Raw genomic sequence first — 26,579 nt, 5'->3', positions numbered from 1 at the left:
ATTAGTTCACCTCGATGATGAGGTTCGCATACTCGTCTACACGCGCGAGGCATGACGGGGGGAGAACCGTGGTGGAGCTGTACTCGGTGATTAGGGCGGGGCCGGAGAAGATGTCGCCGGGAATGAGGAGGTCGCGGGCGTAGACGTTGCTCTTTTGCCAGGCATTGGCGAAGTGGATGGAACGTGTTTTGAGGATCGCCTGTGTGCCGTTGCCGGGGCGTAGTTCGCGGCGGGGCAGGTCGATCTCTTCAGTTTTTGCGGTGAGGCGTACGCGCACGTTGACGACCTCGACGGGCATGGTGAGGTCTGAGTAGCCGTAACGCTTCTGGTGCATGCTGTGGAAGCTGGCGAGGAGATCGTCACCGGCTGTGACGTTCAGTTCATAGCCCTGACCGATGTAGCGGAGATCGGCTGAGCGGATACCTGTTCCGGAGAGACCTTCGGTGGCTAACTCTTTCGTGCCGCGGTGTTCGAGTTCGGCGTAGAAGGATTCGAGGCGCTCGGGATCGGCGGGCATCATGACGGTTCGTGAGTAGTCGCGGACTACGTCGGCCATGAGGATCCCGAGGGCTGAGAGGGCTCCGGGCATGCAGGGGATGAGCACGCGGGGAATGCGGAGAGACTTAGCAAGAGAGCAGGCGTGGAGTGGGCCAGCGCCTCCGAAGCTGACGAGCGTGAACTCGCGCGGATCGTAGCCACGCTCGATCGAGATCATGCGGATGGCTTTCTCCATTGCGGTTTCGGCAAGTGTAACTATTCCGGTTGCATATTGTTCGAGGGTTGCAAGACTTGCTCGTGAGGACTCCATGATTGTTCTGGTGCGCTGGTCGTCGAGGCGTACTTCTCCGCCGAGGAAGAGGTCTGGATCGAGTCTGCCGAGCATGAGATTTGCATCGGTGACGGTGGCGTGTTCCCCTTTGCCGTAGCAGATGGGGCCGGGGATCGAGCCGGCTGATCTTGGGCCGACGTGCAGAACCCCACCTTCGTCAAACTTGGCGAGAGAGCCGCCGCCAGCGCCTACGGTGTGAATATCGAGCATGGGGACACTTACGGGTAGCTCGGAGACTACGGATTCATTGGTTGTTCGCGGACCCCCTTCTTCAACGTCGATCAAGGAGACGTCGGTGGAGGTGCCGCCCATGTCGAAGGCGATGAGCTTGGTGAAGCCCGCGAGACCTGCGATGCGGTAGGCGCCTATGACGCCGCCTGCTGGTCCGGAGAGGACGGTACGGACGGGTTCCCGGGCCGCGAGCGATGCGGAGACGATGCCTCCTGAGGATTGCATAACCTGTACCGATCCTCCGGAGAACTTCTCGGTGAGGGAGGTCTCGAGGGCGCGGATGTAGCTGCTGACCTTTGGTGCCAGATAGGCGTTGGTGACGACCGTAGCGCCGCGCTCATACTCGCGAAATTCGGGAAGGATTTCGTGGGAGATGGAGATGGGCAAACCGAGCGGCATGAGAGCTTCTGCAACGAGTTGTTCGTTGATCGGGTTTGCGAACGAGAAGAGGAGAGAGAGGGCGATCGATTCTGCGCCGCTGCGCTGGATACGCTGTGCCAGATTGCGGAGGTGCTCGGCAGAGGGAGAGCGGAGGATGGTGCCTTCGGCGCTGGTACGCTCTTCTACGCCAAAACGAAGACCGGGTGGGACGACGCATGGCAGGGGAGAGCGGAACCAATCGTAGAGGCTGGTGCGGGCCTGCCTGCCGATGGCGATGACATCTTCAAAGCCGACGGTGGTGACATAGGCTACCTTGGCGCCGCGCCGCTCAAGCATGGCGTTGGTGCCGACGGTCGTGCCGTGACGTACTTCGGCATTCTTGCCATCGTGCGTAACGCTTAGCACGGCTTCGAGTACCGCATCGCCCGGTTGTTGTGGCGTGGAGAAGAGCTTAAGGACTCTCAATTGACTGCCCTCAAGGTACACACAATCGGTGAAGGTGCCACCGCTGTCAATCGCGATCCGCATGGTGCAACTCCCGCTTCGTAGAGAAAAACTTTTACTATGAGCAGCTACCGTATGTCGCCGTGTGAGGGCTTACTTGAAGGCAGATTAGGCAGGGATCTCGATCTTGGATGTTCTCTCGATGGTTTGGCGAACGTGATCTTCAGCTCGCTTACGGGCTAACTCCGGCTTCCGCGCACGAATCGCTTTCACAATTTCGTCGTGTTCGTGGACGAGATCCTGTCCGTAGCTGGCCATGGAGATGACGAGATAAAAATACCGGATCAAGCGCGTTTGCAGATTGGAGGTGACGTCGGCAAGGGATTCATTACCGCTTGCGGATGCGATCTCGATGTGCAGGTTTCGATTCCATTCGAGGAAGGTCTCATAGCTTTTTTTCTGGCCGGGATGGTAGACGTAGCCTGCCCATTTCTCAATGCTCTTGATCTGTGATTCTGTGGCGCGTTCGGCTGCGAGGGCAGCGGCGGAGGGGTCGACGATCAATTGCATCTCCGTGAGATCGCGATACTCGCTGGTTGTGAGCGGTGCGACGAAGTAGCCGCGGAAGGGGACAATTTGCAGTAAGGTTTCTTCCTGCAAGCGATGGCACGCTTCACGAACAGGCGTTCGACTGGCTTTGTAGCGGCTGCACATGTCTGCTTCCGAGACCGATAAGCCTGGCTGCAGATCGCATGTAATGATGTCATTTCTGAGCGCGAGATAGACGCGGACAGCTTCCGTCATGATTCTCCTAGCTCAGCTAAAGCTGTATACAATTCGAATCATCATCTGAAGTTCTACGTCGGTCAAGCGGAAAATCTATCGTGATTATTCGATTGCCCAACAAATGCACGCATTGTTGCTGCCAAAGATAGGTATTGACTACGGAGCGAATGCCGCTTATAACCGTTCCACCACGGGTAAAAAATTCAAATAATTCAACGGCTCGGCTGTTATCAGCGGAGATCCGGAGGTGAGATGCGCTCTCTTCTGCATGGCAGGATTTGGTCGACGACTCTTATGCTGGTCCTCGCAATGCCGCTTGTATCTGTGGCGCAGGGCGGCGATGCGGATGTATCCGGGCATGTAACGGATAACTCGGGTGCGGTGATTCCCGCGGTGCACGTGACGTTGACGAACGCGGACACGGGTGTGGGCCGTGAGGTGGATTCGACGGATGGCGCCTACCACTTTCAACCTGTGTTGCCGGGGCGCTATACGCTCGCGGCATCGGCGCCGAATTTTGAGCGCAAGGCCGTGACCAACCTCTTAGTTGTGCTGGGCGCGCACCTCGGGCAGGACATCAGCCTCTCAATCGGCAGCGCGAACGACACGATTACTGTCGAGGGTTTCTCGCCACAGGTGAACACGGAGAGCAATGAGGTTGGTGGTGGTATCAGTAACGACCAGATCAACAAGCTGCCGGTAAATACGCGACAGTTTCTCAATCTGGCGCTGCTCATTCCGGGAACCAGCCAGGACGCTTCTAGAACATTTTACAACAATGTGCAGATCGGCGGCGGATCAGCTTTTTATTCGAACGGTTTTCAGGTTGATGGAGTGATTAATACGTGGGCGGAGGAGGGTGAGCCTCGGCAGAACTTTCCGCAGGGTGCGGTTCAGGAGTTCAACGTCTTCATCTCACAGTATCCCGCTGAGTATGGTCTCTCGATCGGCGGTTTGATTACGGTGGCGACGAAAAGCGGGACGAACAAGTTCCACGGCGAGGGGTTCGAATTATTTCGGCAGAAGGCTTTGAATCGGCCTACACCATTCCAGACGACAAATCCGGACTTTCTTCGTAACCAGTTCGGTGGCGATATTGGTGGTCCGATCATTCATGATCGGACGCATTTCTATGCGGCTTATGAGCGTACGCAGACGAAGCAGGTGTATACCGTTTCTACTGGGCACCCCGATTTGTACGGCGCGAATGAAGGCAACTTTGATCAGCCGAGCTACGATCAGATGTTGACAGGACGCGTTGATCATCAGATTAGCAATAAGCAATCACTCTTTGTTCGGTACGCGCAGGAGTGGAACAAATATACGTTCCAGGGATGCGGCGGCAACTCGGTACGCAACTGTTACAACGGGCTGATTCCGCGTATTTCTATCGTCGGTGGCCATACGTGGGCGCTGAGTCCTAATCTTGTGGACCAGGTTCACTTTCAATATGCGCGCGCCGCGTATGAGCTTGGTCCGCCGAGTGCAGCTATTCCAACCAACCCATCCACCTACTCAACGCAGGTGTTGGCAGCGTTGCAGACCGGCTATGTGTTTCCAAGCTTTAGCTACGGCTTTGGTTATGCGGAGACGGGGGTCGAGTCTCGCTGGGAGTTGAACGATACGTTGAGCTACATCTGGAAGAACCATAACTTCCGTGCGGGTGTCGAGACGAGTTACATCCCTTTTACCGATGGTGGTGCGACTAACTACAACGGTACGTGGGCTTTTAGCAAGGATCAGAAGTTTGATCCCACGAATCCGGCTACGATCGCTGCGCTGACCGCCCCTACCTCTTATTCACAGACAATTCCTTTCCTTTCGACCTTTACGCCTACGACGCCGCTAGGACTCTTTGTTGAAGATGAATGGAAGATCATTCCGACGCTTACTGCGAATATCGGGCTTCGCTACGATCGTCAGTTTGGATCATTTGACGAACGGCTCAACCTGACACCGGCGCAGGCGCTTATTCCGTTCATCGGTAATCCCCATAAGCGTGGTGATGGCAACAACTTAGCGCCACGATTTGGATTGGTGTGGGACCCGTCTGGCAAGGCTCGCGATGTTGTTCGCGCTGGCTACGGAATCTACTACAACAATATTCAAACGCTGCAGACTGTTGGGGAGCCCCGGAACCTGCTTAGCTGTAGCATTACGATCAACTCGCCGAACTATCCTGATCCTTTCAACGGAAAGACGGCGCTGCAATTCTGCTCGGCTAACAATCCTAATGTAACTATCCTGGCGCAGAATTTTCAGAACCCCTATGCGCAGCAGTTCTCGGCTGGCTATTCGCGGCAGCTTAGTCCTAACCTTGCCTTGCAGGTGGATGGTCTTTACACCTATGGACTGCATGACTACCGCGTCTTTGATATGAACTACCCGACGGCGTATCCGCAGAGCGCTGTCAGGCGACAGGCGGGCTGGGCACAGATCAATGCTCACCTGCCGATTGCGGCTAGTAAGTACAAGGCGCTATTCGTGCATCTGGACAAGCGCATGGCGAATCGCTATCTCTACTCTGCCTCGTATACGCTCTCTTCGGCGAAGGATAACAATCCGCAGGGTACAGTGAACAATCCTCTGAACCCGGGCCTTGACTGGGGGCCGGGCAGCACGGATCGGCGTCATGCGTTTGTTGGTAGTGTTGCGTATCAGGCTCGGTTTGGAATCATGCTGAGTGCTATCTATACGGTGCGATCTTCATTGCCGCTTAGCGCTTTTGGTGCGAGCACGGCGATTACTTCACTTACGCCGAGTGCAGATTCGACTGCCCAGTATGTTCCGGGCACGACGCGTAACCAGTTCAATCGTGATATCAGCTTTGCGGCGATCAATGCGTATCGCGCAGCGCAGGGAGTAGCTCCACTCTCAACCACCCAGTTACAGAACAGCAACTACAAGAGCTTTGATCTGCGTGTTCTCCGAGATTTCAGAGTGCATGAGTCCATGCATATCGAGGCATATGGGCAGGCTTTCAATCTCTTCGGCCATGTGAATTATGTTAATTCGAGTATTACGAGTACAGCGACTTCAAGCACCTTCGGACGAGCTACGAGTGCCACGAACCTTCAACAGGCCGAGCTTGGCGCCCGCTTTGTCTTCTAAAGCAATTTGCCTTGCGTGAGGCGCCGTAGTTGTGGCTCCTTACTTGTTTACGATGGGGGTTCATGCGAAGAGCATCACGGTATCTCGGGGCGATTGTTGTTAGCGTGGCGCTTGCCTCCGCATCGTTGCACAGCGGAGCGCAGGAGCATGACCGGACCCGCATCGAGGCTTATCTTAAAACGCTTCCGCCGGTGATACAGCCAGCGTTTACGGTTGAGCAGGCGAGTACGCTTGCGGCGTGGCCTCTCCCTTGTATGGACCATCCGCAGCCTTCGCCTGAAGGTGGACTCTACCTTTGGCAGTACGACGCAAAGCCACGGCTTGAAGAGAACTACGATAAGACTCATGCGTTTTATAGTTGTTACGACTGGCACTCGGCGGTGAATTCTTCGTGGACGATTGTTGCGCTGCTCAAGGACTTTCCGGAGCTGCCACTGGCCAAGCTTCTGCATGAGAAGATCACCGACCACCTTGGGGAGCAGAATATCACTGGCGAGGTAGCGTTCTTTAAAGATGCGAAGGGATTCGAGAAGCCTTACGGCTATGCCTGGCTGCTGAAGCTGTATGCGGAAATCAAAACGTGGAACGATCCGGCAGCGGCGAAGCTTATGGCAAACCTGCAACCACTGGTTGACCTGTTCTCGGGGAAGCTAGTGGAGTTCTTCGATCACCTTCCGTATGCATCGCGTACCGGCGTTCATCCGAATACGGCTCTCTCGATGACGCTGGTGTTGGACTACACGAGCGTTGTTGCCGATCCGAAGCTTCAAGATGCGGTGCTGCGGAATGCTACGAGGCTCTTTGCCAAGGATGAACGCTGCCCGACGTGGTTTGAGCCGGGTGGTACGGAGCTCCTTTCGCCGTGTCTGGCTGAGGCACAGTTGATGAGCCATACGATGGACCGTGCGGCGTATGCGCAATGGCTTAGCCGATTTTTGTCAGTAGTCTACTCTGCTGATTTCCAGCCGCTTATCAAGCCTGTGGAGATCAGCGCTCTGCAGAGTCCTGAGGAGCTGGCAGGAAAATCACATTTAATCGGACTTGCGTTTCATCGGGCTTTTGCGATGACATCGATCGCCGATGCACTACCGCAGAATGACCCGCGTGCTGAAGTCTTTCGTGCTTTATCGGCACGTGAGGCCGCTTCGGGATTCTCCGTTCTTACAGATGCTGGGTATATGGGCTCGCATTGGCTGGGGACGTATGCCGTTCTTTATCTGCGTGCCAGTCGGCATGATCCACCGCATCAGCCCGCAGTTGCAGCACCGTAACGAGTACGTCACAACCAAAGTGAACTGCAAGGGAACCAGAGGAAAGCCATGATGAAGTCGTCTCAGCAACGGGCAATGTCGATAGCGCTCTGCATAGGTATTTTGTGGACGGTGAACTGCTTCGCAGCACAGGTTGCCGTGCCGCCTGCTACTCCTCCACCTGAGAAGACTACGCTGCTGGAGGACGTGTTTCAGCTTGGTTTGATTCTGCAGGACACAAACGGGGACAAGATTGCGGATGTTGTGTGTGGCCATGTGATCGTGTCGAACACCCCGAGTGCGGCGGAGAATGCAGCGGCTGCAAATCTGGGCGCACGGCTGGGATATGAGAGCTCTGCGCTGACGTTGCCGATTGTGATCCAAGGTGAGCCGAAGGCTGTTGCTGGTTGTTCGACTGCTGGAGCTAACCTATGGGTTGGACAGGCTGCGCTCCCGGCGGAGTTGCAGAAGAAGGTGCAACCGGTACTTGCATCACTAGGGCTTGGCGAGGGAGCAGTGGTGAGCGTCGATGGTGGCCTTGCTTTTGTGGCGCCTGACCCGGTCGGCTTGCTTGCTGCTGCGAACGCTTATGCTGCGCGCGCACCTTTTCTGTGGGCGGTTCCTGGCGACAAGGTGAGTGTATTGGCAAAGAATGCTAATGCTGCCTTCGCGAAGATGACGCCGAAAGTGACGGCAGAGACTGTTGCGCTTGTGTTCGGTGAAACTGCTGGAGTGCGGCGAGCGATCCTTGCAGTGCAGGGAACAGGTGATATCGAGGCAGTTCGGAAATTGCTGCGTCCGGATGAAGGTACGCCGGTGGCGTTTGGTTCGGTGAAGGAGATTGAACTGCGGATTGGGGACACTCCGCTGACGATCAGCAACTCTGCGGCGCAGGGCCGGGCAGGCGCGCTACCTTCTACTCCTGAGGTGGCGGGCGGCGATACAAGATCGCTTGATCTTGCGGCGCTTTACTCGATTAAGGGGCTGCTGACCGGGAGTACGAAGAAGCCGATCCCTTCCGGCGTTGTGGCGAAGCTTTACGTGCCTGCGGGGGTGCGCGGGATTGCTGTTGCGAATCTTGCGGCTCGGTTGGGACTGGAGACCACCGGGATCAATCTTCCACTTGCGTTTCCGGATCCCGGGCTTACGACTTCGCAGATTCAAAGCGTGTCTGTATTGACGGAAGGATCTCCTGCTGCAGATCATCTCAAGGACTTGCTTACAGCTAAGAGTGGTACTGATCTGGACAAGCTTGTTCCGGGGAGCTTCCACAAGCCTGTGACTACATCGCAACTAACTCCGTTGGCTGCGGGTGATGGTGAGCTTCGGGTTGTCGAGCATGGCTTTGGCAAGTCGGATGCGGTGCTGATTCGTGGCGATGATGCGGGAGCGACGGCGGCGCTGGACTATGCCGCGAATCATGCACCCTATCTATGGGAACCGGGCAAACGGTTTACACCGCTTGAAGATGTGCGCGATGACATGCGCCAGTTTTTTGCGGAGCGTTCTACGGTTGGCCAGACCACGGCTGCGCTCTATCATCTCGATCAATGGAGTAAAGATCTGGTCAAGAATCATCCGGGCAAGCTGGCCAGCGTGACTGCGGAGATTGATGTAGACGAGGCTGACCCAGGGCTGAAGGCCTATGTGAAGAAGTGGCTGGGTCAGCAGGTGAGTGCCGAGAAGATTGAGGTGGTGACGAACAGTCTGCACGCGGGGATCAAATGCTGTGCGGCGGAACCGGCTCAGCACCTGCAGTCCGATCTTGTTCCGTTTCACCAGGCAGAGCCTACCTTTGCAGAAGACATTGTCCTGCCATGGGAAGGGAATCGGCTGATGGATGCAGTCGCCAAGGCTGCGGCGACGTTGCCTGCCGGTCAGCCGATTGTGGTGCAGGCAGGTGTAAGTGAAAGCCCGGAGCAGCGTTTGAAGTTGACTGCTAAGATTAGGGCCGCTCTGACGAAGGCGGGTGTTTCCAATGCGCAGGTCGAGGTGCTTTGCGCCTACAAGCAGGGATATAGCTGGCTGATGGATGACGTAGCTGTCGCGCTGGCGGGACAGCCTGTCGCGAAGCTGAAGGTTGAGTTTGCGGAGTACAAGGACCCGAAGCATACGTCGGCTATGCGCACGGAATCGCGATGGGTGCAGGAACTTTATCCTGTCGATGAGATGCTGGCGAAGACGCTTAATATTCCGCTCGCGAATGTGGAGCTTGCGCGGATCTCGGGTGATGCAGGGCCGACGTATCGTGTGCACGCATTCGCGGCGGATGGTCACGAGATACTTACACGCGATTTCAGCGTTCATATTGCGCCTCGTACGTATAGCAAAGAATTTAGTAACTACGAGCAAATTAATATTGAGACTGGATGGCTGTCGATCACGGCGGGCGGCAAGCCAGTAAGTGACGAGCCTCTTGCAACGGACACGGAACTATTCTGGGATCACTATCAGAACGAAACGCTGCCGCGCATCTTTGAGCTGGTACGAAAGCAGAATGAAGGCAAGCCGAAGATTGAGTTTCAACCGCTGTTCGATACGTTGCGCATCGATATGCATCTGAGCGAACCGGACTACAACTTGGGTCTCGACCAGGAGCGGATCTCGTCGCTGGAGTCGCTGCAGGAGGATGCGCTTTTTGCTACGCAGAACTCCTTCTACATGTTTGGTGACCTGATCTCGACTGGCTCGATGGACTATATGGGGCGCATACTTCCTGTCGCTCATAAGTCTGAAGAGGGCAAGGATGGGCATGTGCGGGTGGAGTTCTATGCAAAGGATGCGTCACGGCCACATGTGATGCTGGCGTGGCATGAAAAGGCCGACGATGCCGAAAAGCATCGTGAGCGTGACTTGCCGCTGATCGCGAATACGAACCCGCGTCTGGTGGGTCTGCGCCTGCATGCTGGTGCGGACGGGCTCGACTCGTTGACATGGCAGTTGCCGGTCGCGAGCAACGAGGACAAGTTCGAAGAGTGGCGAAAGCTTGTAACAGAGGAGCAACTAGAGCGGACGATTCTGTCGGCGGAGCAGGGAACTGCGCAGCTTGCGTGGCTTGATAAATTGCATGCTGCCGGTCTCTACAAAGATGCACTGGCCTACGCGCATCTGAAGCAGATGAAGGTCGAGTTCTTGTTGCCGCTTGAACTGCATCCGCCGGAGCATACCCGCCGCGAGGTGATTTTGGCGCAGGCAGCGGTTGCGGCGCCTGCGCACAGCAGGCCGCAGATTGCGCAGGTTACTCCTACTCCACTTAAGGCGGATAAGACGTATGTGCAGTGGGATCAACCGATTGACGATCATGAGAACGAGCACCTGATGGCGCGGCTCGCAACCTATCCGGGGGCTGATGTGTACTGGATGGGCCGGAGCTACCTTGGCAATAACATCTGGGCCGGCGACATCATGCTGCCTACGCCTTCGCAGCTTCGTTCGACGGCGAAGGAGACGACGTTGAAGGCGGCCATCATTTACTCCGGCAGACAGCATGCCAACGAGGTTTCGAGTACAAGTCACATTCAGCGGCTCGCGGAGGAACTTGTAACTGATCCGGAGCGGCGCAATGATTTGAAGAAGGTGAATGTCGTTGTGCATCCGATCACCAATCCCGATGGTGCGGAGCTTGCGATTGACCTAGCGGAGATCACTCCCGACAACATGCTTCATGCTGGCTATCATGCTTCGTTGACTGCAGACGTTGTGACGGCACAGTGGGATGAGGATCCTATCTATCCTGAGTCGCGGACGCGGCGCCAGCTATGGGAGGCCTGGTTGCCGGATGCGTTTCTTAACCCGCATGGCTATCCTTCGCATGAGTGGGTGCAGCCGTTCTCGGAGTATTCGGCCTGGGTAATTCAACGCAACCAGGCGGAGCTTGGACGTGCATGGTGGATTCCTCGTGGATGGTTTACGAGCCTGAACTATCTTGGGGACGAGGAGCATGAGCAGAGTAAGACGGTTACCTACGCGTTGCGCGACTACATTGTTGATGGGATGGTGAAGGCTCCCGGAGTTCTGGACCTGAGTACGCGCATGAATGCACGATACTTCCGCTTTGGACAGCAGTGGGATGATCGGGCGTTTCAGCAGCCAATCTATAAAGGCATTCGTGTCTACATGGCCGTTGCGGGAAGTACGCCTACTGCGAAATCCCAGGCCTTTCTGAGCCGCTTTCCTGATGTGACCTATGACGATGGGTATACCGAAGCTCCCGATGAGACGGCGCGCGGGCCGTATCTCCATCTTGTCGCCGGTGCAGGGCTCGCCTACGACCATGCTCATCTGAAGTACCTGGTTGATGGTAAGTTCAAGATCAAGCGCACGCAGAAGGAATTTTTCGATGGTGTGCAGTGGACGGTCACGCGGGATCGGCCTGTTCTGGTCGAGGCCCCGAAGGGTGTGGTGACGCCCGGCGCGACCATGGATTCGGCACCAGCGCCGGATGCGACGACGATGCACTAACGGCAGCCTGAAAGGAAGCTCATGTCCCTCGCAGCGACCGCTATCCCTACTCCAAGTAGCTTTTGGCAACTTGCTGCTCAGCCTGCCCGCCGTAATGCGCTTGTGGCGGCTTCGCTCGGATGGATGCTGGACAGCATGGACGTGATGCTTTACTCCATGGTGATTCCGGCTGCACAGAAGGATCTGCATATGTCGTCCGGCATTGCGGGCGGCATCATGTCGCTGACGCTGGTGGCTGCGGCTGCGGGGGGAATTTTCTTTGGGTTCGTCGCGGATCGGCTTGGGCGAACGCGGGCGCTTTCGATGAGCATCCTAATCTACTGTGTGTGTACGGGGTTGTGTGCGTTCGTCCATACCGTGCCGCAGCTTGCTATTTGCCGCATGTTGCTTGGGTTGGGGATGGGTGGTGAGTGGGCTGCTGGAGCGGCGCTTGTGGCGGAGACTTGGCCTGATGAGCATCGTGGCAAGGCTTTGGGTATCGTCCAAAGCTCGTGGGCTATTGGCTATGCGCTTGCGGCACTCGTGGTCGCGCTGGTGATGCCGCACTTTGGATGGCGTGCGGTGTTTCTTGTAGGTATGCTGCCTGCTCTTGTGACTGTGTGGATTCGCCGGAAGGTGAAAGAGCCGGATACATGGACGCCCGAGCCGAAAGAGAACAGCTCGTTTGGGCAGCTGTTTCGTGGATCACTGGGTTACAACATGCTGATCATCACGACGATGAATGCGGCGAGCTTGTTCGCGTGGTGGGGGCTGTTTTCCTGGGTGCCTGCGTTTCTTTCGATGCCGGTTTCAAAGGGTGGTCATGGGCTGAACATCGTGCATACGGCTAGTTGGACGATCCTGATGCAGGTAGGAACTTTTCTCGGCTACACGAGCTTCGGCTATCTTGCAGACCGCTTTGGACGCAAGCTGATCTATATTTCTTACCTGCTGATTGCGGCGTGTGTGGTTCCACTCTATGCGCTGGCTGTGGGGAGTATGGCGCTGCTGCTGCTGGGCCCGGTTATCGGATTTTTTGGATCGGGATACTTCAGCGGGTTCAGTGTGATTGCGAGCGAGGCTTTTCCGACTCCGCTACGAGGACGAGCTATGGGCTTTGCGTACAACCTCGGGCGCGTCGTGAGTGCTGCTGCGCCGTTCACAATTGGAAAATTTTCTGAGACGCACGGGATGGGCTCGGCGTTGGTTCTCACTTCGGCTGGATTTCTGGTGGCTGCGGCGACAGCATCCGGATTGCGTCGGCCGACTATTCAATGGCCTCAAGCCCCATAGTTAGCCCCAAAATCCCAAGGCCACTCCCCAAGTCAATAACGGCATGACGCAGCCTGTGGCCCTCCCGACCTCCACGCTCCAGTCTTTGATGGGCAAGATCAAAATCAATCAGAGATCTGCGCAAGCGGTGAGCTTACTAGCGGATACTGAGTATTTTATCGCTGACCTACAAGTTCACCGTTCTTACGGATCTCGAAGTTTTCATTTAGCTCATAAGACATCACGCAGCTTTATTAGCGCACCTGATTATTTTTTTTCATATCGCAAGTGGCACTGTTTCATAAGGTTACCTCTTAGATGCACTTATTTTTGTGCAACTGGAATTGTTAGGCCGGGAAACTTTAGGCGAATAATAGGCGAATATGCCTATGCGTTCCGCCTTCGCTGTACGTGCCGAAATCGAGTCAAACCTAGCAAACCGGATCCCTTCTGCGCTCACACCAGCGCCTTGTATCGTTCGGCCCGTCGCACCGACTTGTATCGGTGCGATCGATGAGTTGCTCAACGGTGGTCTGCCACTCGGGGCGATCACGGAGATCGTCGGTCCAGAGTGCTCAGGTGGTGTCTCTCTCGCTCTATCCTTCGTTGCCGGGACCACGCAGGCCGGCAAGGTATGTGCGTGGATCGATGTCTCCGACAGTTTGCACCCTGAGTCCGCTGTCGGGGCGGGCATTGAACCGACTCGACTCCTGTGGGTGCGTTGTGGAGTCCAGGCTGCGAGCCACACGCATGGGCAGCACGCCAGGCGCTTCGTTCTCTCAGATAAGTACCTGATACCGAAGCCGATCAAGCAAGGCTTGCATGGTGGAGGGTTCGGTTCTCATCCACGCGGTGAGGTAAAGGGACTTTCGGAGGCTGTAAGCGGATTGCTGCATCGTGCAGAGACGATCAACCCACGATGTGCTGAGCCGATACGGCGGGTAAGAACCGAGCGAGAGGCGTTTGAACCTCCCCCATTCTTAGCACCGAATAGGCCGCCAGTCGCTCCTGCTAAGCCGTGGGGTCGGATCGAACAAGCTCTCAAAGTGACCGATCTCATTCTGCAAGGTGGGGGCTTCAGTGTCATCGTCCTTGATATGGGCAGCATTGCGCCCGAGTATGTCTCGCGTGTGCCCTTGGCAACGTGGTTCCGTTATAGAGCTGCTGCTGAGCAGAGCCAGGCAAGCATTCTGCTGCTTACCCAACACCCCGCCGCGAAGAGTAGTGCTGGTCTGGTCCTCCGTATGCACTCCGGCGACCGGCTCCAGAGTGACAGGACCGTCTTCACTGGTATTCGCCATCGCGTTGAGGTGACTCGTCAGCGATTCGCGCAAGCTCCTGGCAATATTGTTCCTCTTCGGAAACTTCCCCACCGAGCGAACGCCGCGAGCTGGCAGACGCGCACATCATGGACAGGCCGCACATGACCACGGGTGCAGAACTGTACGCGTGTCTCTATGTGCGGGAGTTGCCTGCGCAGGGACTTCTGCGTCTACGGCCCGAGCTGCGGGACAAGCCTTTCGTGGTCATGGAAGGCGAACCTCCGATGCAGTATGTGTGCTCTCTCAACGCCAAAGCTCGCGGGCTTGGCGTAGCTTATGGCATGACCACGGTTGAGATTGAAACATTTGCTTCGATCGAGACGATTGCTCGTTCACTAAAAGAAGAAGCGACAACCAGGGCTGCCCTCCTCGAATGTGCGGGCATGTTTTCCCCGCGTATCGAAGATTGGAGTACCGCCAAATCTTTTGTATGCGTGGTCGACATTGCAGGCACCGAGAAGCTACTCGGTGCGCCGCGGATGTTGGGGCAGAATCTCTTACGGCATGTTCGAGACCTGGGTATCACGGCTTCACTGACTGTGTGCACAAACGTCCACGCTTCGATGTGTCTCGCTCGCGGCTCCCACCGATCTGCGGTGACCATCATTGAGCCTGGACAGGAGGTTGCTGCGCTCGCAAGCCTACCCTTGGATGTGCTGGACCTCTCGGCGGATCATGCTGAAACCTTTGTGAACTGGGGTATTCATACTCTGGGGATGTTGGCTCTTCTCCCCGAAAAGGAGCTAATCGCACGCATGGGGCAGGACGGAAAACGCCTTCGTAAACTGGCACGGGGAGAGCGGACACAGCTCTTCGTTCCGCATGAGCAAGCGTTCCTGCTAGAGGAGCGAATGGAGCTTGACACGCCTGTTGAGCAGTTGGATTCCTTGCTCTTTGTCATCGGGATGATGCTTCAGCAGCTCATAATCCGTGCGGCGGCAAGGGTGTTGGCACTGGCCTCGGTCACGATCGCTCTTGCTCTTGAAGGTGGATCATCGCACACCCGTTCCGTGCGGCCAGCGCTTCCTACAAATGACCGGCAACTCTGGCTGAAACTGCTTCACCTTGAATTGGAGGCTCATCTTCCACCTGCTGCTATCCTTTCACTCAGCCTTTCAGCAGATCCGGGCAGCACCAGCAAGCTGCAGCTAGGATTGTTCTCCCCTCAGCTACCTGAACCAATGCGCCTGGATGTAACGCTCGCCCGCATCCGCGCCATCGTGGGTGAAGACAACGTAGGAAGTCCTGTTCTAAGAGACACGCACCAAGCAGACAGCTTTGGGATAGAACCATTCAGGGTGACAGATAAACACTCATCCTCGGCCAGCCTTAGCTTTACCTCCTCTGCTATGCGTATCCTCCGGCCCGCTGAGATTGTATTCGTAACGATCTATGGGCAGCGCCCGGTTACCTTCACCTTCCGTCACAAGGGATATGAAGTCGAGCATTCATATGGACCGTGGGCGGCAAGCGGCGCGTGGTGGAACTGCGATCACTGGGATCTGGAGCAGTGGGACATCGTAGCTCGCTCGAAGGATGAAGTGTTGCTCTATGGCTGCATGATGCGCGAGCCAGGACAGAGTACTTGGATGATGATGGCACTCTATGACTGAGCGCTATATCGAACTACATGCCACGAGTGCCTTCAGTTTCCTTGAAGGAGCCTCACAACCCGAAGAACTAGCCAGGCGAGCGGTCGCCCTCAATATGCCCGCAATGGCTCTCCTTGATCGTAATGGTGTCTATGGTGCAGCCCGGTTCCACACAAGTGCGAAGCGGAACGGTGTACGGGCACACGTTGGAGCGGAGATTGCCGTCGCATGTCTCGGCGCACGCCTCACGCCTCATGCATGGCTTCCTCATCAGCACCTTCCTGAGCCTGCGCGCCTGTCGCTCTTATGCGAATCCCGTGTCGGCTATCAGAACCTCTGCCAGTTGGTGACCAGGTTCAAGATGCGTGAGCAGGAGAAGTGCGAAGGCGCAGCCATGCTTGAGGACGTGCAGCAATACGCCTCCGGTCTTGTCTGCCTCACAGGGGGCGATGAGGGGCCACTCGCGGCTGCTCTTGTCCATGGTGGCGTAGAGGCCGGCAGGCAGACTGTAGAACAGCTTGTCCGCATCTTCGGCAGGGAGAGTGTGTATGTCGAAGTGCAGCGCCATCAGGACCGAGAGGAGGAGTGGCGCAATCTTGCCGCAATGGACATAGCGCGGTCGATGAACTTGCCGGTCCTCGCAACGAACGGGGTACGGTACGCTACCGCCTATGAAAGGGAGGTACTGGATCTCTTCACGGCGGTTCGCCATCACACGGATCTCGACCATGCCGGACGGTTGCTGACTCTCAACCACCACCGCTATGTAAGAGGCTCAGCGGAGATGACAGCGCTCTTTCGTGACATGCCTTATGCAATCGAGAACACCGTTGAATTATCGAATCGGTTGCGGTTCGAGTTGGATGATCTTGGCTATGAGTTTCCTCGCTACCCTGTGCCGGAGGATGAGTGTATGGACAGCTTTCTTCGGAAGCGAGTCATCGAGGGTGTCGCCAGCAGATACGGTCCTAAGAACGACCGCGATCTTATGGAACGGGCAAAGAAGCAGGTCGAGCACGAACTCGCTCTCATTGCTCGCTTGGGGTTTGCCGGATACTTCCTCATTGTCTGGGACATCGTAAAATTCTGTAAACGCAACGATATCCTGATTCAAGGTCGAGGCAGCGCGGCAAACTCCGCAGTCTGCTATGCGCTTGAAATTACTGCGATTGATCCAGTCGGTATGGACCTGCTCTTCGAAAGATTTCTGAGTGAAAGCCGGGGCGAATGGCCAGACATCGATCTCGACCTCCCCTCCGAAGACAAACGCGAGCAGGCAATCCAGTATGTCTACCGACGTTATGGAGAACTGGGTGCAGCGATGACGGCCAACGTCATCACATACCGGGGCAAGTCTGCTGCTCGTGAAGTGGGCAAAGCACTGGGCTTCGATCAGGAGTCACTTGGCAGGCTATCCAGTCTCGTCAGCAACTGGGAGTGGAAGGGACCTACCGATACGATGGCGCACTCCTTCCAAAATGCGGGCTTTGACCTGATGCACCCGCGCATCGTGAAGTACCTGGAGCTTTGTATGCGAATTCAGGATCTTCCCCGCCATCTTGGACAGCACTCCGGCGGCATGGTTATCTGTCAAGGACAGCTCAATCAGGTGGTGCCGCTCGAACGCGCCTCCATGCCGGGCCGGACGGTGGTTCAGTGGGATAAGGAAGATTGTGCCGACCTGCACATTATCAAGGTAGATCTGCTCGGCCTTGGCATGATGGCTGTTCTCAAGGACTGTATGGAACTCATCCCTGAGCACTATGGCGACACGCCCGATCTCGCGCAACTGCCTGAGGATGACGATGTATACAAGGTCCTCCGAAAGGCCGACACAGTAGGCATGTTTCAGATCGAAAGCCGCGCTCAGATGGCCTCGCTGCCGCGCAATGCTCCTACGGAGTTCTATGACTTGGTGGTGCAGGTCGCCATCATCCGTCCGGGCCCTATCGTCGGCAAGATGATGCATCCCTATATGCGGCGGAGGCAGAAGAAAGAGGAGATTAGTTACCCTCATCCATCGCTCGAATCATGCCTCAAGCGAACGTTGGGCGTGCCGCTCTTTCAGGAGCAGTTACTTCGCATCGCGATGACCGTGGCGAACTTCTCCGGGGCAGAGGCGGAAGAGCTACGTCGTGCTGTTGGTATGCGCCGATCCTGGGAGCGGATGAAAAATCTGGAACGTAAACTCCGTGCCGGAATGTCGGTCAACAAGATCGACGCGAAGACACAGGAGACGATCATCGAGAACATTAGCTCGTTTGCGCTATATGGTTTCCCCGAGTCGCATGCGGCGAGCTTTGCGCTCCTGGCTTACGCTTCTGCCTACTTCAAAGTGAAGTATCTTGCTGCGTTTACGTGCGCCATCCTAAACAATCAACCCATGGGCTTCTATATGCCTGCCGTATTGGTGAAGGACGCACAGCGTCATGGCCTCCGCATTAAGCCCATAGACGTGCAGATCTCAGGATGGGCCTGTGCCATCGAGCGTGAAACGGATGGCTCGCTCTCTCTTCGTATGGGACTGGGCTATGCAAAGGGTCTGCGGAAGCAATCGGGCGAGGCTCTCGTCTCATCCCGCATGCGAGATGGTCCCTTTGCTTCGGCTGAAGATCTGGCCCAACGTGTACTCGTGCTGAATCGCAAAGAGCTGACCTTGCTCGCCCGGATCGGAGCCCTGAATAAGCTGGAGGGTATCGGGCACAGGCGCGATGCTTTGTGGCAGGTAGAGCGAGCGGGTAAGCTGGAAGGACCACTCCTGAGGCAGAGCACCCAAGTTCTTCTGGATGACGCAGAGAGCCTGCCGCTTCAGCAGATGACGGTTGAGGAGCGGCTTGTCGCAGACTACTCCGGGACAGGCCTGACCGTAGACCATCATCCGTTGTACTATCGCCGTGCCGATCTGAGGAGCGAAGGTATTCTGACCGCTAAGGAACTGACGGGCGTTCGGCATGGCACCTATGTGCGAACGGCGGGCTGCGTCATCGCCCGGCAGCGGCCCGGAACAGCCAAGGGAATCGTATTCATTTCGATGGATGACGAGACCGGCCAATCGAGCATTATCGTTACACCTGCCATGTTTGAGAAGGAAAAGCTTGTCGTGACACGAAGTAAGTTTCTGGCTGTCGAAGGACTACTCCAGAATGAAGATGACGTGGTTCATGTCATGGCCATGAAGATATGGGCGCTTTCGGACAAGGCTCTCAAAGTACATTCCCATGACTTTCATTAATAGCTCGACACAATCGGGCTGCGAGGCTCCAGGCACTCAGGGCCAAGAGTAGAATTAGCTCGCCCGTCTTATCGAGAGCGGTGGCAGCATATCGCCTGGCATCATTCTGTTTGGTGTCACGGTAGTCGAACACCCAAATGGTGTGCTGCCAGAGCCACATGCCGAGCGGTGTTGTGCTCATTTGCAAACCTGATCGATGAGACTACCGGGTTCTATTGCTTTGAGAACGCCGTCGGGGGCAGACTTGCTTGCATAGTCGTTCTTATTCCTCGTAGAGTTTCGATCCGCACAGTCCTTCGATTTTCATCTCGCTAATTTGAGCGATGAACTTCGAGATGTTGCGGCCATCGGGGCCGGGTGACCCTGTATTGGATTGGTGACTTCGACGGCAAAATACTTGCCTTGAACGTTGTATTGAAGTTCGCTTTGAAAAGTCACTGTTACTCGCCTTAGTCTATGACTAGCGGTGTCCACAATTAGTTCGCATTCGACCATCGTTAGATGCTTCTCACAGGTGCGCTCTCCGGGCTTCTGCTATGGGTCATACAAGACCGCAAGTGCAGCAGATTCTACCGGTCAGACGCATGCGTGTTCTGGACGCTCGCTCGCCGCGCACAAAATGAAATATACAACGAACAGAAAGTAAATTTTGTGAATACCTGTGAAAGGCGCTCCGCTCCTCTGCGGAGCATGCTTCCACGTAGTATGTGGCGAAATCTGACCATGGAATAAGAAGTTGGCTCACAGATTTCTTAGCGACCAGAGTTCTTAAGGGGCTTTGCAGGTTGTCTACTTTTCTGGAGCAACGATGATGACCTTCTCGAGCGCAATCATCATGAATAGAAAGTTAACTGCGGATCTACTTCCTAAATGCATACACCTAAGTAGCCATTTCTTGGCCTTCTGGGAATAATTAAGTAACCTGAGCATGATAGATTTTTGAAATTCAGTAACTCCCGCGGATGGCCGTGGGATACAGGGCGCAAAGACGGCCAAAAAATGCCTAGTAAAGATCAGATTTAGCGTTGCTAGTCTCTTTTGCAGTGATATTATCGGCGCGATATTGAGAATATTATTCTCACCATCAGTTAGTAGTCCGATCGCCCATTCTGCTGTAATTTTACTGATAACTTCTACGGCCATGGGGTTAGCTCAATGAAGCTCTATTTCACATCGTTAGTTGCACTAAATCTATTTTCCCTAGTGAGTTTAGGTCAACAAACTAATTCGGCGCCTAATAATTACCTCGGTGGATATCAAGCGGGAGCTAGTCTGATTACGGGGGGGCCAGATGCCGCCTATGAAGGGCAGAGCAATGTTTTTTTGGGTTCATACGCCGGGTCAAGCGCCACCACTGAACGCGAGTCTGTTCTCATCGGTGCTGGTGCTGGTGCGAATATTACCGGAAATGGGAGTGGTCCAGATGACATGATCATGGTATGTATAGGTTCTTTGTCTTGTGGTGGTGAAACTAATTTAGGCGGGGGATCGGTGATGATTGGTCAAAAATCGGGAGTGGATAATCATAATTCGTCTTCCGACGTGTTTGTAGGAACGCACTCTGCAACCAACTCATCGACCTCATCTGAAAACGTGTTAGTAGGGGCAGGAGCGGGGGACGGTGCAGAAGGTTCTTCGTACACCATTGAAGATAATGTTTTTGTAGGTTCCAGTGTCTTTCGCTATCCACTCGAAGGGGATTACCATGACAATGTTTTTATCGGTGCAAACGCTGTGCTAAATCCTAGTCCGACGAGTGGAAACGTCGCTATCGGATCATCGGCGGCATACCATCTGAGCACGGGAGCATATAACACATTCGTAGGTAGCCTTGCCGCTGCCGGCGGAACGGTTACTGGAAACAACAACGTTGTTTTCGGCTATGGAACATCACCACAACTTGCTTCCGGATCACATAACATCGTAATGGCTGACGCGGGCTATTCTCTCAAGTCCGGATCTGAGAATTATCTCTTTGGTCTGTTTGCAGGTAATGATATCTCGAGTGGTAGTGGCAACATAGTTATTGGATATGCAGCAGCCCAGAATGGGGCGGACATCAGTGGTGCTGTTTTGCTTGGTGAAAACGCAGGATTTATGGCTGCACGCGATGGTGAGGTGGCAATCGGGAAGAATGCGGGCAAGAACACCGTGGGGGACGGCAGCACATTTGTGGGATTTGGTGCAGGCCTAAGTGTGACAAATGGAAGCAATAATACGGCGATTGGCAATCAGGCGCTATCTCTGCTTACGGGCTCTGAATCAAATGACATCGGGATAGGTCAAGGAGCACAAGTGGCAGAAGGAGTTAGCAACGCCACTCAGATCGGGGCTGGAGTCAACAACACTAATGGAACACTACAGTTTTTGTCCGGCCCAGTTGCGGACTCGTCAGGACGCCTTTATACAACGTTTCATACCCCTGCAAGCAGTTCAGAAAGCTGTGTTGCGGGATCTTTTTGGGACGATGCGAACTATCACTATGTCTGTGTGGCAACGAACCAAATCAGACGAATCGCTCTATCTAGTTTCTGAGATCACGATCGTAATTCGGTGAACACCCCTTGTGCAGGTTTAACTAAGATTTGTAAACTTGCTTCATATTTCTCGAGGCCCTTCAGTTTTCGCGCTGCGGTTACATACTGCTCCTGCGGCAGCAGAGCACTTGGTTAAGTAGACTTACCGCTGCGCTATCTCTGCTCCAGAAGATTTGCCCAACGCTGCATCATCCGCGCCCCCTGGGTTCCAGATAGAGAGCATATTTGTAAGCTGCGGTCTATCGGGGAAGGTGATCACATGGCTCGCCATGAAGCCGATCGCCTAACCTTTGTCCGCACGTCGGACTAGGTGGGAGGAGTTTGACGTGGAGGCTAAGCGTTAGGAGATTCCCGCAATCAGGATGAAATGAAGATCTCTCATATCATTCCGTTGGCTACTCAGAGCATAGAGCTAATCGAGTTGCTGAGGGCAGCCGGGTCTACACCAGAGGTCAACAGGCGGCGAGCCTCATCATGGAGGTCTCTCGCGTTCACCAGTGGCACATCAGGATACTGGCCATAGCTCATCTGTTTCCCGGCGCCATGAAAGCGGAACTTGTACAGCCAAAGTTTCCTGCCAGTTGTGGTCACCTACAGGAACAGGCAGAGTCCATCGGTCATCCGATATGCGGCTGCTCTAGGCTTGGGCTTGCGAATTTCGACGTCAGTTAGCGCCCGCTCTACGGCGGGGAGGGGCATCCTTCCGAAATGCCATCACATCACTTCAGGAATGATCCGAAATGCCGTCCTTCGCGTTCGGGTTGCATCGTACATGGTGGGACCGCGTTAGCCCTCTAGAGGCTTTTTTGCAGCAAAGTTAGAAGTTTTGGCCTGTATGAGAATGAGAGTAGGAAATGGTGGGCAGAGAGGGACTCGAACCCCCGACATCCTGCTTGTAAGGCAGGCGCTCTAACCAACTGAGCTATCCGCCCGGTACTTCGGATGTATTCAGTGTAAGGGACGAGAGCGGGGGATGCAATGCTGCGAACGAGATGAATGAATCCGTTAGGACTGTGTGGAGAAAGACTCCGAATTCGGTTTTGATCTGGTAGACTCTATCTTGTTGCTGGCTAATGATTCGGGTATGAGGTGCTCGAGAGCGGCGACAGACAGAATCGAGCGAGACGCGAACTGGCTCATTCTGTGTGACATATTCCAAATTGCTGACGAAGCAATCTGGGGACGTAGCTCAGTTGGTTAGAGCGCTGCCCTGTCACGGCAGAGGTCGCGGGTTCGAGCCCCGTCGTCCCCGCCATACAAAGCAAAGCACTTAGCTTCGTATGGGACCTCAAGTGACAATGAAATCCGGGTCCGATTAGGGTCCATTACGCTCGCCGAGGTACCAAAAGCGAGTCAGTTTCAACCTCTCTCTGACCCACGCCGGGCACCATCATCCTAACAACCTTGCTCTGTGCGGCTCGTTTATGCGAGTTCACGGCCTGCGTATACACGTCAAGCGTGATCCTGCTGTTCGCATGCCTTAAGAGCTCCTGTACGGTCTTCACGTCTTCCCCGTTCGCCTTCAGCAACGTGCCGAAGGAGTGGCGGAAAGTGTGCCAGCCGATGTTCTTGGTGATGCCGGCTTTGCGTGCCACCGGCCTGATATACCGCTTCATGAGATTGTCCGGCCAGTAGGGTTGTTTGCCCTTCATGCGCGGACTCGCAAAGACCCAGTCACCCTCCATCGGGTATGGACTTGTGCGCCGCCAGCGCAGAAGATCTTCAGCCATATACTCGTCCATTGGGACAGGCTTGGCTGATGCTTCCGTCTTGCAGACGCCCACGACCTGATGCCAGATCGATTCGGTGACCCGAATCTCCAAGCCCTTGAAGTCAACATCATCCCAACGAAGCGCCAGGAGTTCGCTGACCCGCAGCCCGGTTGCCGCGTCGAGTAAAGCTAACGTGCGCTCTCGGACGGCCAGCTTGCTGAGGAGGAGTTGGAGTTCGTGCAATTCCAGAACGTCAGGAACTTTCTCTCGCTTCGCACTTTGGCGCACGAGCTTGATCGGATTTCGTTCAATCCACTCGTACCGCATCGCGTGATGGAAGAGAGCGCTCATAAGGTTCCGAATCTTTGCTTTCGTTCCCCTCGCTCGCTTGATGCCACCCAGCCACTCTTCTACTGCGACTGGCTTTATCTGATCAAGACGATGTGTTCCCCAGCGTGGCAGAACCCAAGTCTTGAGGTAGCACTCATAAGCAGCGCGCGTTGAAAACGCTTTGCGTCCCTGATCTTCACCAGCTAGTTCTTTCAACCGGTAGTGAGCGACCAGTTCTGCGATCGTACTTGGCCCGCCTTCGGTCTGCGGGGTTTCTTGGTTAGCGTCGATGCGCAATGCCTGGGCCGCTCTGAGGGCTGCTGCTTCCGTGGGCAATGCCGCGATTGTGCCGACGATTGCCTTCCGGCGTTTGCTGCCGCCATCAGATGTTGACTGCCACCAGCGGAAGACCCAAACATCTGATCCACTCCGCCGTTTTTCGCACTGCACGCTTCCTTGCTGATACCGTGTCCGCCTTGGCATGTTTCTCCTGTAGGCGTAACGGATGGCTTAAAACAAGCCTATCGCACGCCGGGCAGAGGTTATGTTGAAATTCTTCTATCCAGCAAGACGCTCGGAGATCCAGCGGTCGATATCGCTTGCGCGGAAGCGCCACATGGAACCGAGCTGCAAGCCCCTGACAATCCCTTGCCGTGCATATCTCTGAAGGGTCTTAGGGTGAATCCGCATGATGGCCGCAGCTTCGTCCGAGTCAAGCAAAGGCTCTGGATGGAAATCGACCGACGCCGGGGGCTTCTTCGAGAGGGCGTCGGGCTCGTGTGGATGGCGGGAAGACAAAGGCAGCATTGTGCCTCCTTGGTTGAGCTTCGTTCCGTCCGTGACGGACGATTACTCAGCGTGCCCCGCGACTCCAAAAGAGTCCAATACTTCCTACCTATGCCTCCCTTGGCGAAACTTATCGAAAGCTTTTCATTAGTGATGGGGTCGGCACGTTAATGTAACCGGGCACCTTGAGGTGCCCGATTGACACTGTTGATGCGGGCGTCGAAATATTAGGTATGTCTTTTCCACAGAGCGGTGTGGAGTGCAAGGCCCACACCAGCGAGGTATCGGGCCATGTCAGATTCTGTAGAGTTTCGCCATCTTGAATATCTGGTCGCCATTGATGAGGGGAAGAACTTCACAAGGGCGGCAGAGAAACTGTATCGCTCCCAACCCGCCATCAGTCAGCAGGTTCGCGGACTTGAAGGAGACGTCGGCTTTCCAATCTTTGTCAGGCGTGGTCGAGACGGTGTTGAGCCGACTCCTGCCGGCGAACTCGTTCTAGGCTGGGCTCGCACAGTTCTCGCAGAGCGACGCGAGATCTTTGCTATCGCCCGAGCGATCCATAGAGGCGAGGTGCCGACGCTTAGGATGGGATTTTCATCCTTCGTGAATCCGGCCCTTTTGACAACCTTTCGTCAGTCTTATTCGGAACTGTTTCCAAAGTGCGAGGTCGTGTTCTCAGGTAGCGATTCGGCCCAGATTCTCCAGCGACTTTCGGCAGATACTTTGGATTGCGCGATTCTGCCCTGTCCGATCGACAGCAAGGGTATGGACGTGATTCCCGTTGCCAATTCCCAGCTCGTCGTGTGCATGAGAGCGGATGATCCTCTCGCGTCGCAGACGCACTTGGATGTACACGAAATTGCACCACGTATCCGAGTCTTCAGGGACCCCGAACTTCATCCCTCCGCCCATGCGCACTTGGTACATCTCTTCGCCGAGGTGGGCATCCCGATCAGCCTTGCCAACTCGGTAGCTAATCCTGCGGACATTCAATGGATGGTGAAAGAGAACTACGGCCTGGCCCTCGTTGATGAGGCCTTGTCCCTCGATTCTGGATTAACTACACGTCCGATTGCAGGGGTGAATTGGACGGCTCAAACCGCCTTTGTTGCGAGCAAAGACAGCCAGCACATCGCTCTCCCCTTCATTCAGAAATACTTGAGACAAGAAGGGCTTGCGGTACCACGGAAGCGTCCGCGCGGAGAGCGGATTCGACCGAGACAACTAGAGCTTCTCGCATAGTCCTCTTGTATAAGCAAAACTTTGCTTGATCTAAAAAAGAAGACTTGGACTCAGCCCTACCAAGTGACCTAGTTTCCTGACATGGCAGTCACCACCCGCCATCAGGAGAATGAATATGTCACTTCGTCACAATCTCAACAACCTGAGCCGGAAGCTTACCCGAGCATTTCGTGTAATGATGCCGACGCTCTTTGTGCTCGCTTTTGCGAGTGTTGCTCATGCGCAAGGAACGATGGACTTCTCCGGCGCTCAGACGCTTATGGGAACGTTCAAGACGTTCGCCATCTACGCTGGCGCTGTCATCTGTTTCGGCGGACTCATTTTCGCCGGCATTCGGATGATGAGCGGTCGCTTCCAGGATGCCATCCCCGGCCTCTTCGGTGCTCTCTTCGGCGCTGGCGTTCTTGGCTGGGGTGCGGGCTGGATTGGATCTCTCACCGGGCAGTCGATGTAGGAGCTGCCATGCACACGACCAGACGGGGCGAACCGTTACCGATCAATCAGGCGTTGAACAGACCGAGAGCCAAGCTAGGGCTCGACCTCTCGGCATGGATGGCCATTGTGTTTGTGACCGTAACGGTTTTCCTCGTCGGTTTCCGAATGCTGGCGATTATGAGTTTTCCGATGATGGCGGGCGGCGCATGGCTGATCGTCCGTAAACACCCAAAGATGTTCCAACTGTGGGGCCTCAGCCTCGGCCAGAAGAGCTACTATGACCCGCGCAAACATTGAGCAACAGAAACATACCCCGTGGTTTGCGAAGGCCGGAGCCGCGTGCAGCATCGTTCCAATCTCCCGCTTCGTTGCTCCGAGCATCTTCGCGCTGAAGGGTGGAGGCTAATCACGCTTCAGGAGCAATTCCTGTCTGAATGGCTCTCTCCCTCCCAGCTCAGTCGAGAGCGGCTAGACGAAATCCTTTCCGAAAAAGACACTCCGTACTACGTGCATCAGATCGCTGCGTGAAGGGGATAGTCATGCCGAAACGAAGCGCTGGGCTCCTCATGTTACGGATTCCCGATGGAGAGTTGCAGGTATTTCTCGTTCATCCGGGCGGGCCGTACTGGTCCAAGAAAAATGAA

At 55.3% G+C, this 26,579-nt stretch carries 17 protein-coding genes and 2 tRNA genes; 13 read left to right on the top strand and 6 right to left on the bottom strand.

Annotated features, from left to right (window positions below; translation table 11 throughout):
- Nucleotide 1: 1 nt before the first annotated feature.
- Both OHL20_RS01370 and OHL20_RS01365 read right to left on the bottom strand, forming a co-directional pair.
- Entirely contained in the window at nt 2-1,969 is a 1,968-nt protein-coding gene (locus OHL20_RS01370; RefSeq protein ID WP_263381425.1) for a hydantoinase/oxoprolinase family protein, read from the bottom strand.
- Between the two features lie 84 nt (nt 1,970-2,053).
- Nucleotides 2,054-2,689: a GntR family transcriptional regulator gene (locus OHL20_RS01365; protein ID WP_263381424.1), complete on the bottom strand. Its 636-nt coding sequence runs from the start codon at nt 2,687-2,689 to the stop codon at nt 2,054-2,056.
- 234 nt (nt 2,690-2,923) lie between these two features.
- Here OHL20_RS01365 and OHL20_RS01360 point away from each other — a divergent pair, with 234 nt between their 5' ends.
- The 8 genes from OHL20_RS01360 to OHL20_RS01325 all read left to right on the top strand — a co-directional run bounded on the left by OHL20_RS01360 (nt 2,924) and on the right by OHL20_RS01325 (nt 21,425).
- A complete protein-coding gene (locus OHL20_RS01360) occupies nt 2,924-5,782 on the top strand; it encodes a TonB-dependent receptor (RefSeq protein ID WP_263381423.1) in 2,859 nt (952 codons plus the stop codon).
- Nucleotides 5,783-5,844: 62 nt separating this feature from the next.
- Complete coding sequence (locus OHL20_RS01355) at nt 5,845-7,053, top strand: DUF2891 domain-containing protein (RefSeq protein WP_263381422.1); 1,209 nt, start codon at nt 5,845-5,847, stop codon at nt 7,051-7,053.
- A gap of 48 nt (nt 7,054-7,101) precedes the next feature.
- Nucleotides 7,102-11,493, top strand: coding sequence for a M14 family metallopeptidase (locus tag OHL20_RS01350; protein ID WP_263381421.1), 4,392 nt, complete (start codon nt 7,102-7,104; stop codon nt 11,491-11,493).
- Nucleotides 11,494-11,514: 21 nt separating this feature from the next.
- The gene (locus tag OHL20_RS01345; protein ID WP_263381420.1) at nt 11,515-12,765 is read left to right on the top strand and encodes an MFS transporter; all 1,251 of its coding nucleotides are present in this window, start codon (nt 11,515-11,517) and stop codon (nt 12,763-12,765) included.
- A gap of 368 nt (nt 12,766-13,133) precedes the next feature.
- Nucleotides 13,134-14,171 (top strand): P-loop NTPase family protein, encoded by a 1,038-nt coding sequence (locus OHL20_RS01340; RefSeq protein WP_263381419.1) that lies wholly within the window; start codon nt 13,134-13,136, stop codon nt 14,169-14,171.
- Complete coding sequence (locus OHL20_RS01335; protein WP_263381418.1) at nt 14,168-15,679, top strand: DNA polymerase Y family protein; 1,512 nt, start codon at nt 14,168-14,170, stop codon at nt 15,677-15,679. Before OHL20_RS01340 ends, OHL20_RS01335 begins: the two co-directional genes overlap by 4 nt.
- Nucleotides 15,672-18,890 carry a DNA polymerase III subunit alpha gene (locus OHL20_RS01330; RefSeq protein WP_263381417.1) on the top strand — a complete coding sequence of 1,073 codons (3,219 nt, stop codon included), beginning with the start codon at nt 15,672-15,674 and terminating at the stop codon, nt 18,888-18,890. The genes OHL20_RS01335 and OHL20_RS01330 overlap by 8 nt, the downstream gene beginning before the upstream one ends.
- Nucleotides 18,891-20,045: 1,155 nt before the next feature.
- On the top strand, nt 20,046-21,425 hold the full coding sequence (locus OHL20_RS01325) for a hypothetical protein (RefSeq protein WP_263381416.1): 1,380 nt from the start codon (nt 20,046-20,048) through the stop codon (nt 21,423-21,425).
- Between the two features lie 401 nt (nt 21,426-21,826).
- Here the strand turns inward: OHL20_RS01325 and OHL20_RS25130 are convergent, their stop codons facing one another.
- Complete coding sequence (locus OHL20_RS25130) at nt 21,827-22,018, bottom strand: Arm DNA-binding domain-containing protein (RefSeq protein WP_396271453.1); 192 nt, start codon at nt 22,016-22,018, stop codon at nt 21,827-21,829.
- Nucleotides 22,019-22,282: 264 nt separating this feature from the next.
- A tRNA-Val gene (locus OHL20_RS01320) sits at nt 22,283-22,359 on the bottom strand.
- Between the two features lie 246 nt (nt 22,360-22,605).
- On the opposite strand from OHL20_RS01320, the gene OHL20_RS01315 reads away from it, so the two are divergent.
- Nucleotides 22,606-22,682: transfer RNA gene (locus OHL20_RS01315), tRNA-Asp, on the top strand.
- Nucleotides 22,683-22,752: 70 nt separating this feature from the next.
- Here the strand turns inward: OHL20_RS01315 and OHL20_RS01310 are convergent.
- Both OHL20_RS01310 and OHL20_RS01305 read right to left on the bottom strand, forming a co-directional pair.
- Entirely contained in the window at nt 22,753-23,952 is a 1,200-nt protein-coding gene (locus OHL20_RS01310; protein WP_263381415.1) for a tyrosine-type recombinase/integrase, read from the bottom strand.
- Nucleotides 23,953-24,027: 75 nt separating this feature from the next.
- The gene (locus OHL20_RS01305; RefSeq protein WP_263381414.1) at nt 24,028-24,276 is read right to left on the bottom strand and encodes a helix-turn-helix domain-containing protein; all 249 of its coding nucleotides are present in this window, start codon (nt 24,274-24,276) and stop codon (nt 24,028-24,030) included.
- A gap of 270 nt (nt 24,277-24,546) precedes the next feature.
- Here OHL20_RS01305 and OHL20_RS01300 point away from each other — a divergent pair, with 270 nt between their 5' ends.
- The 4 genes from OHL20_RS01300 to OHL20_RS01285 all read left to right on the top strand — a co-directional run bounded on the left by OHL20_RS01300 (nt 24,547) and on the right by OHL20_RS01285 (nt 26,341).
- Nucleotides 24,547-25,500, top strand: a complete 954-nt coding sequence (locus OHL20_RS01300) for a LysR family transcriptional regulator (protein ID WP_263381413.1) — start codon at nt 24,547-24,549, stop codon at nt 25,498-25,500.
- Nucleotides 25,501-25,615: 115 nt separating this feature from the next.
- Nucleotides 25,616-25,954, top strand: a complete 339-nt coding sequence (locus OHL20_RS01295; RefSeq protein WP_263381412.1) for a TrbC/VirB2 family protein — start codon at nt 25,616-25,618, stop codon at nt 25,952-25,954.
- Between the two features lie 8 nt (nt 25,955-25,962).
- Nucleotides 25,963-26,232 (top strand): VirB3 family type IV secretion system protein, encoded by a 270-nt coding sequence (locus tag OHL20_RS01290; RefSeq protein ID WP_263381411.1) that lies wholly within the window; start codon nt 25,963-25,965, stop codon nt 26,230-26,232.
- Nucleotides 26,213-26,341 (top strand): hypothetical protein, encoded by a 129-nt coding sequence (locus OHL20_RS01285; RefSeq protein ID WP_263385066.1) that lies wholly within the window; start codon nt 26,213-26,215, stop codon nt 26,339-26,341. The genes OHL20_RS01290 and OHL20_RS01285 overlap by 20 nt, the downstream gene beginning before the upstream one ends.
- Nucleotides 26,342-26,579 lie beyond the last annotated feature (238 nt).

The organism is Granulicella arctica (assembly GCF_025685605.1).
In the GTDB taxonomy this organism is placed as follows: domain Bacteria; phylum Acidobacteriota; class Terriglobia; order Terriglobales; family Acidobacteriaceae; genus Edaphobacter; species Edaphobacter arcticus.
The sequence above is the reverse complement of the archived record's forward strand: the minus strand, read 5'-3'. Positions and strand labels throughout refer to the sequence as shown.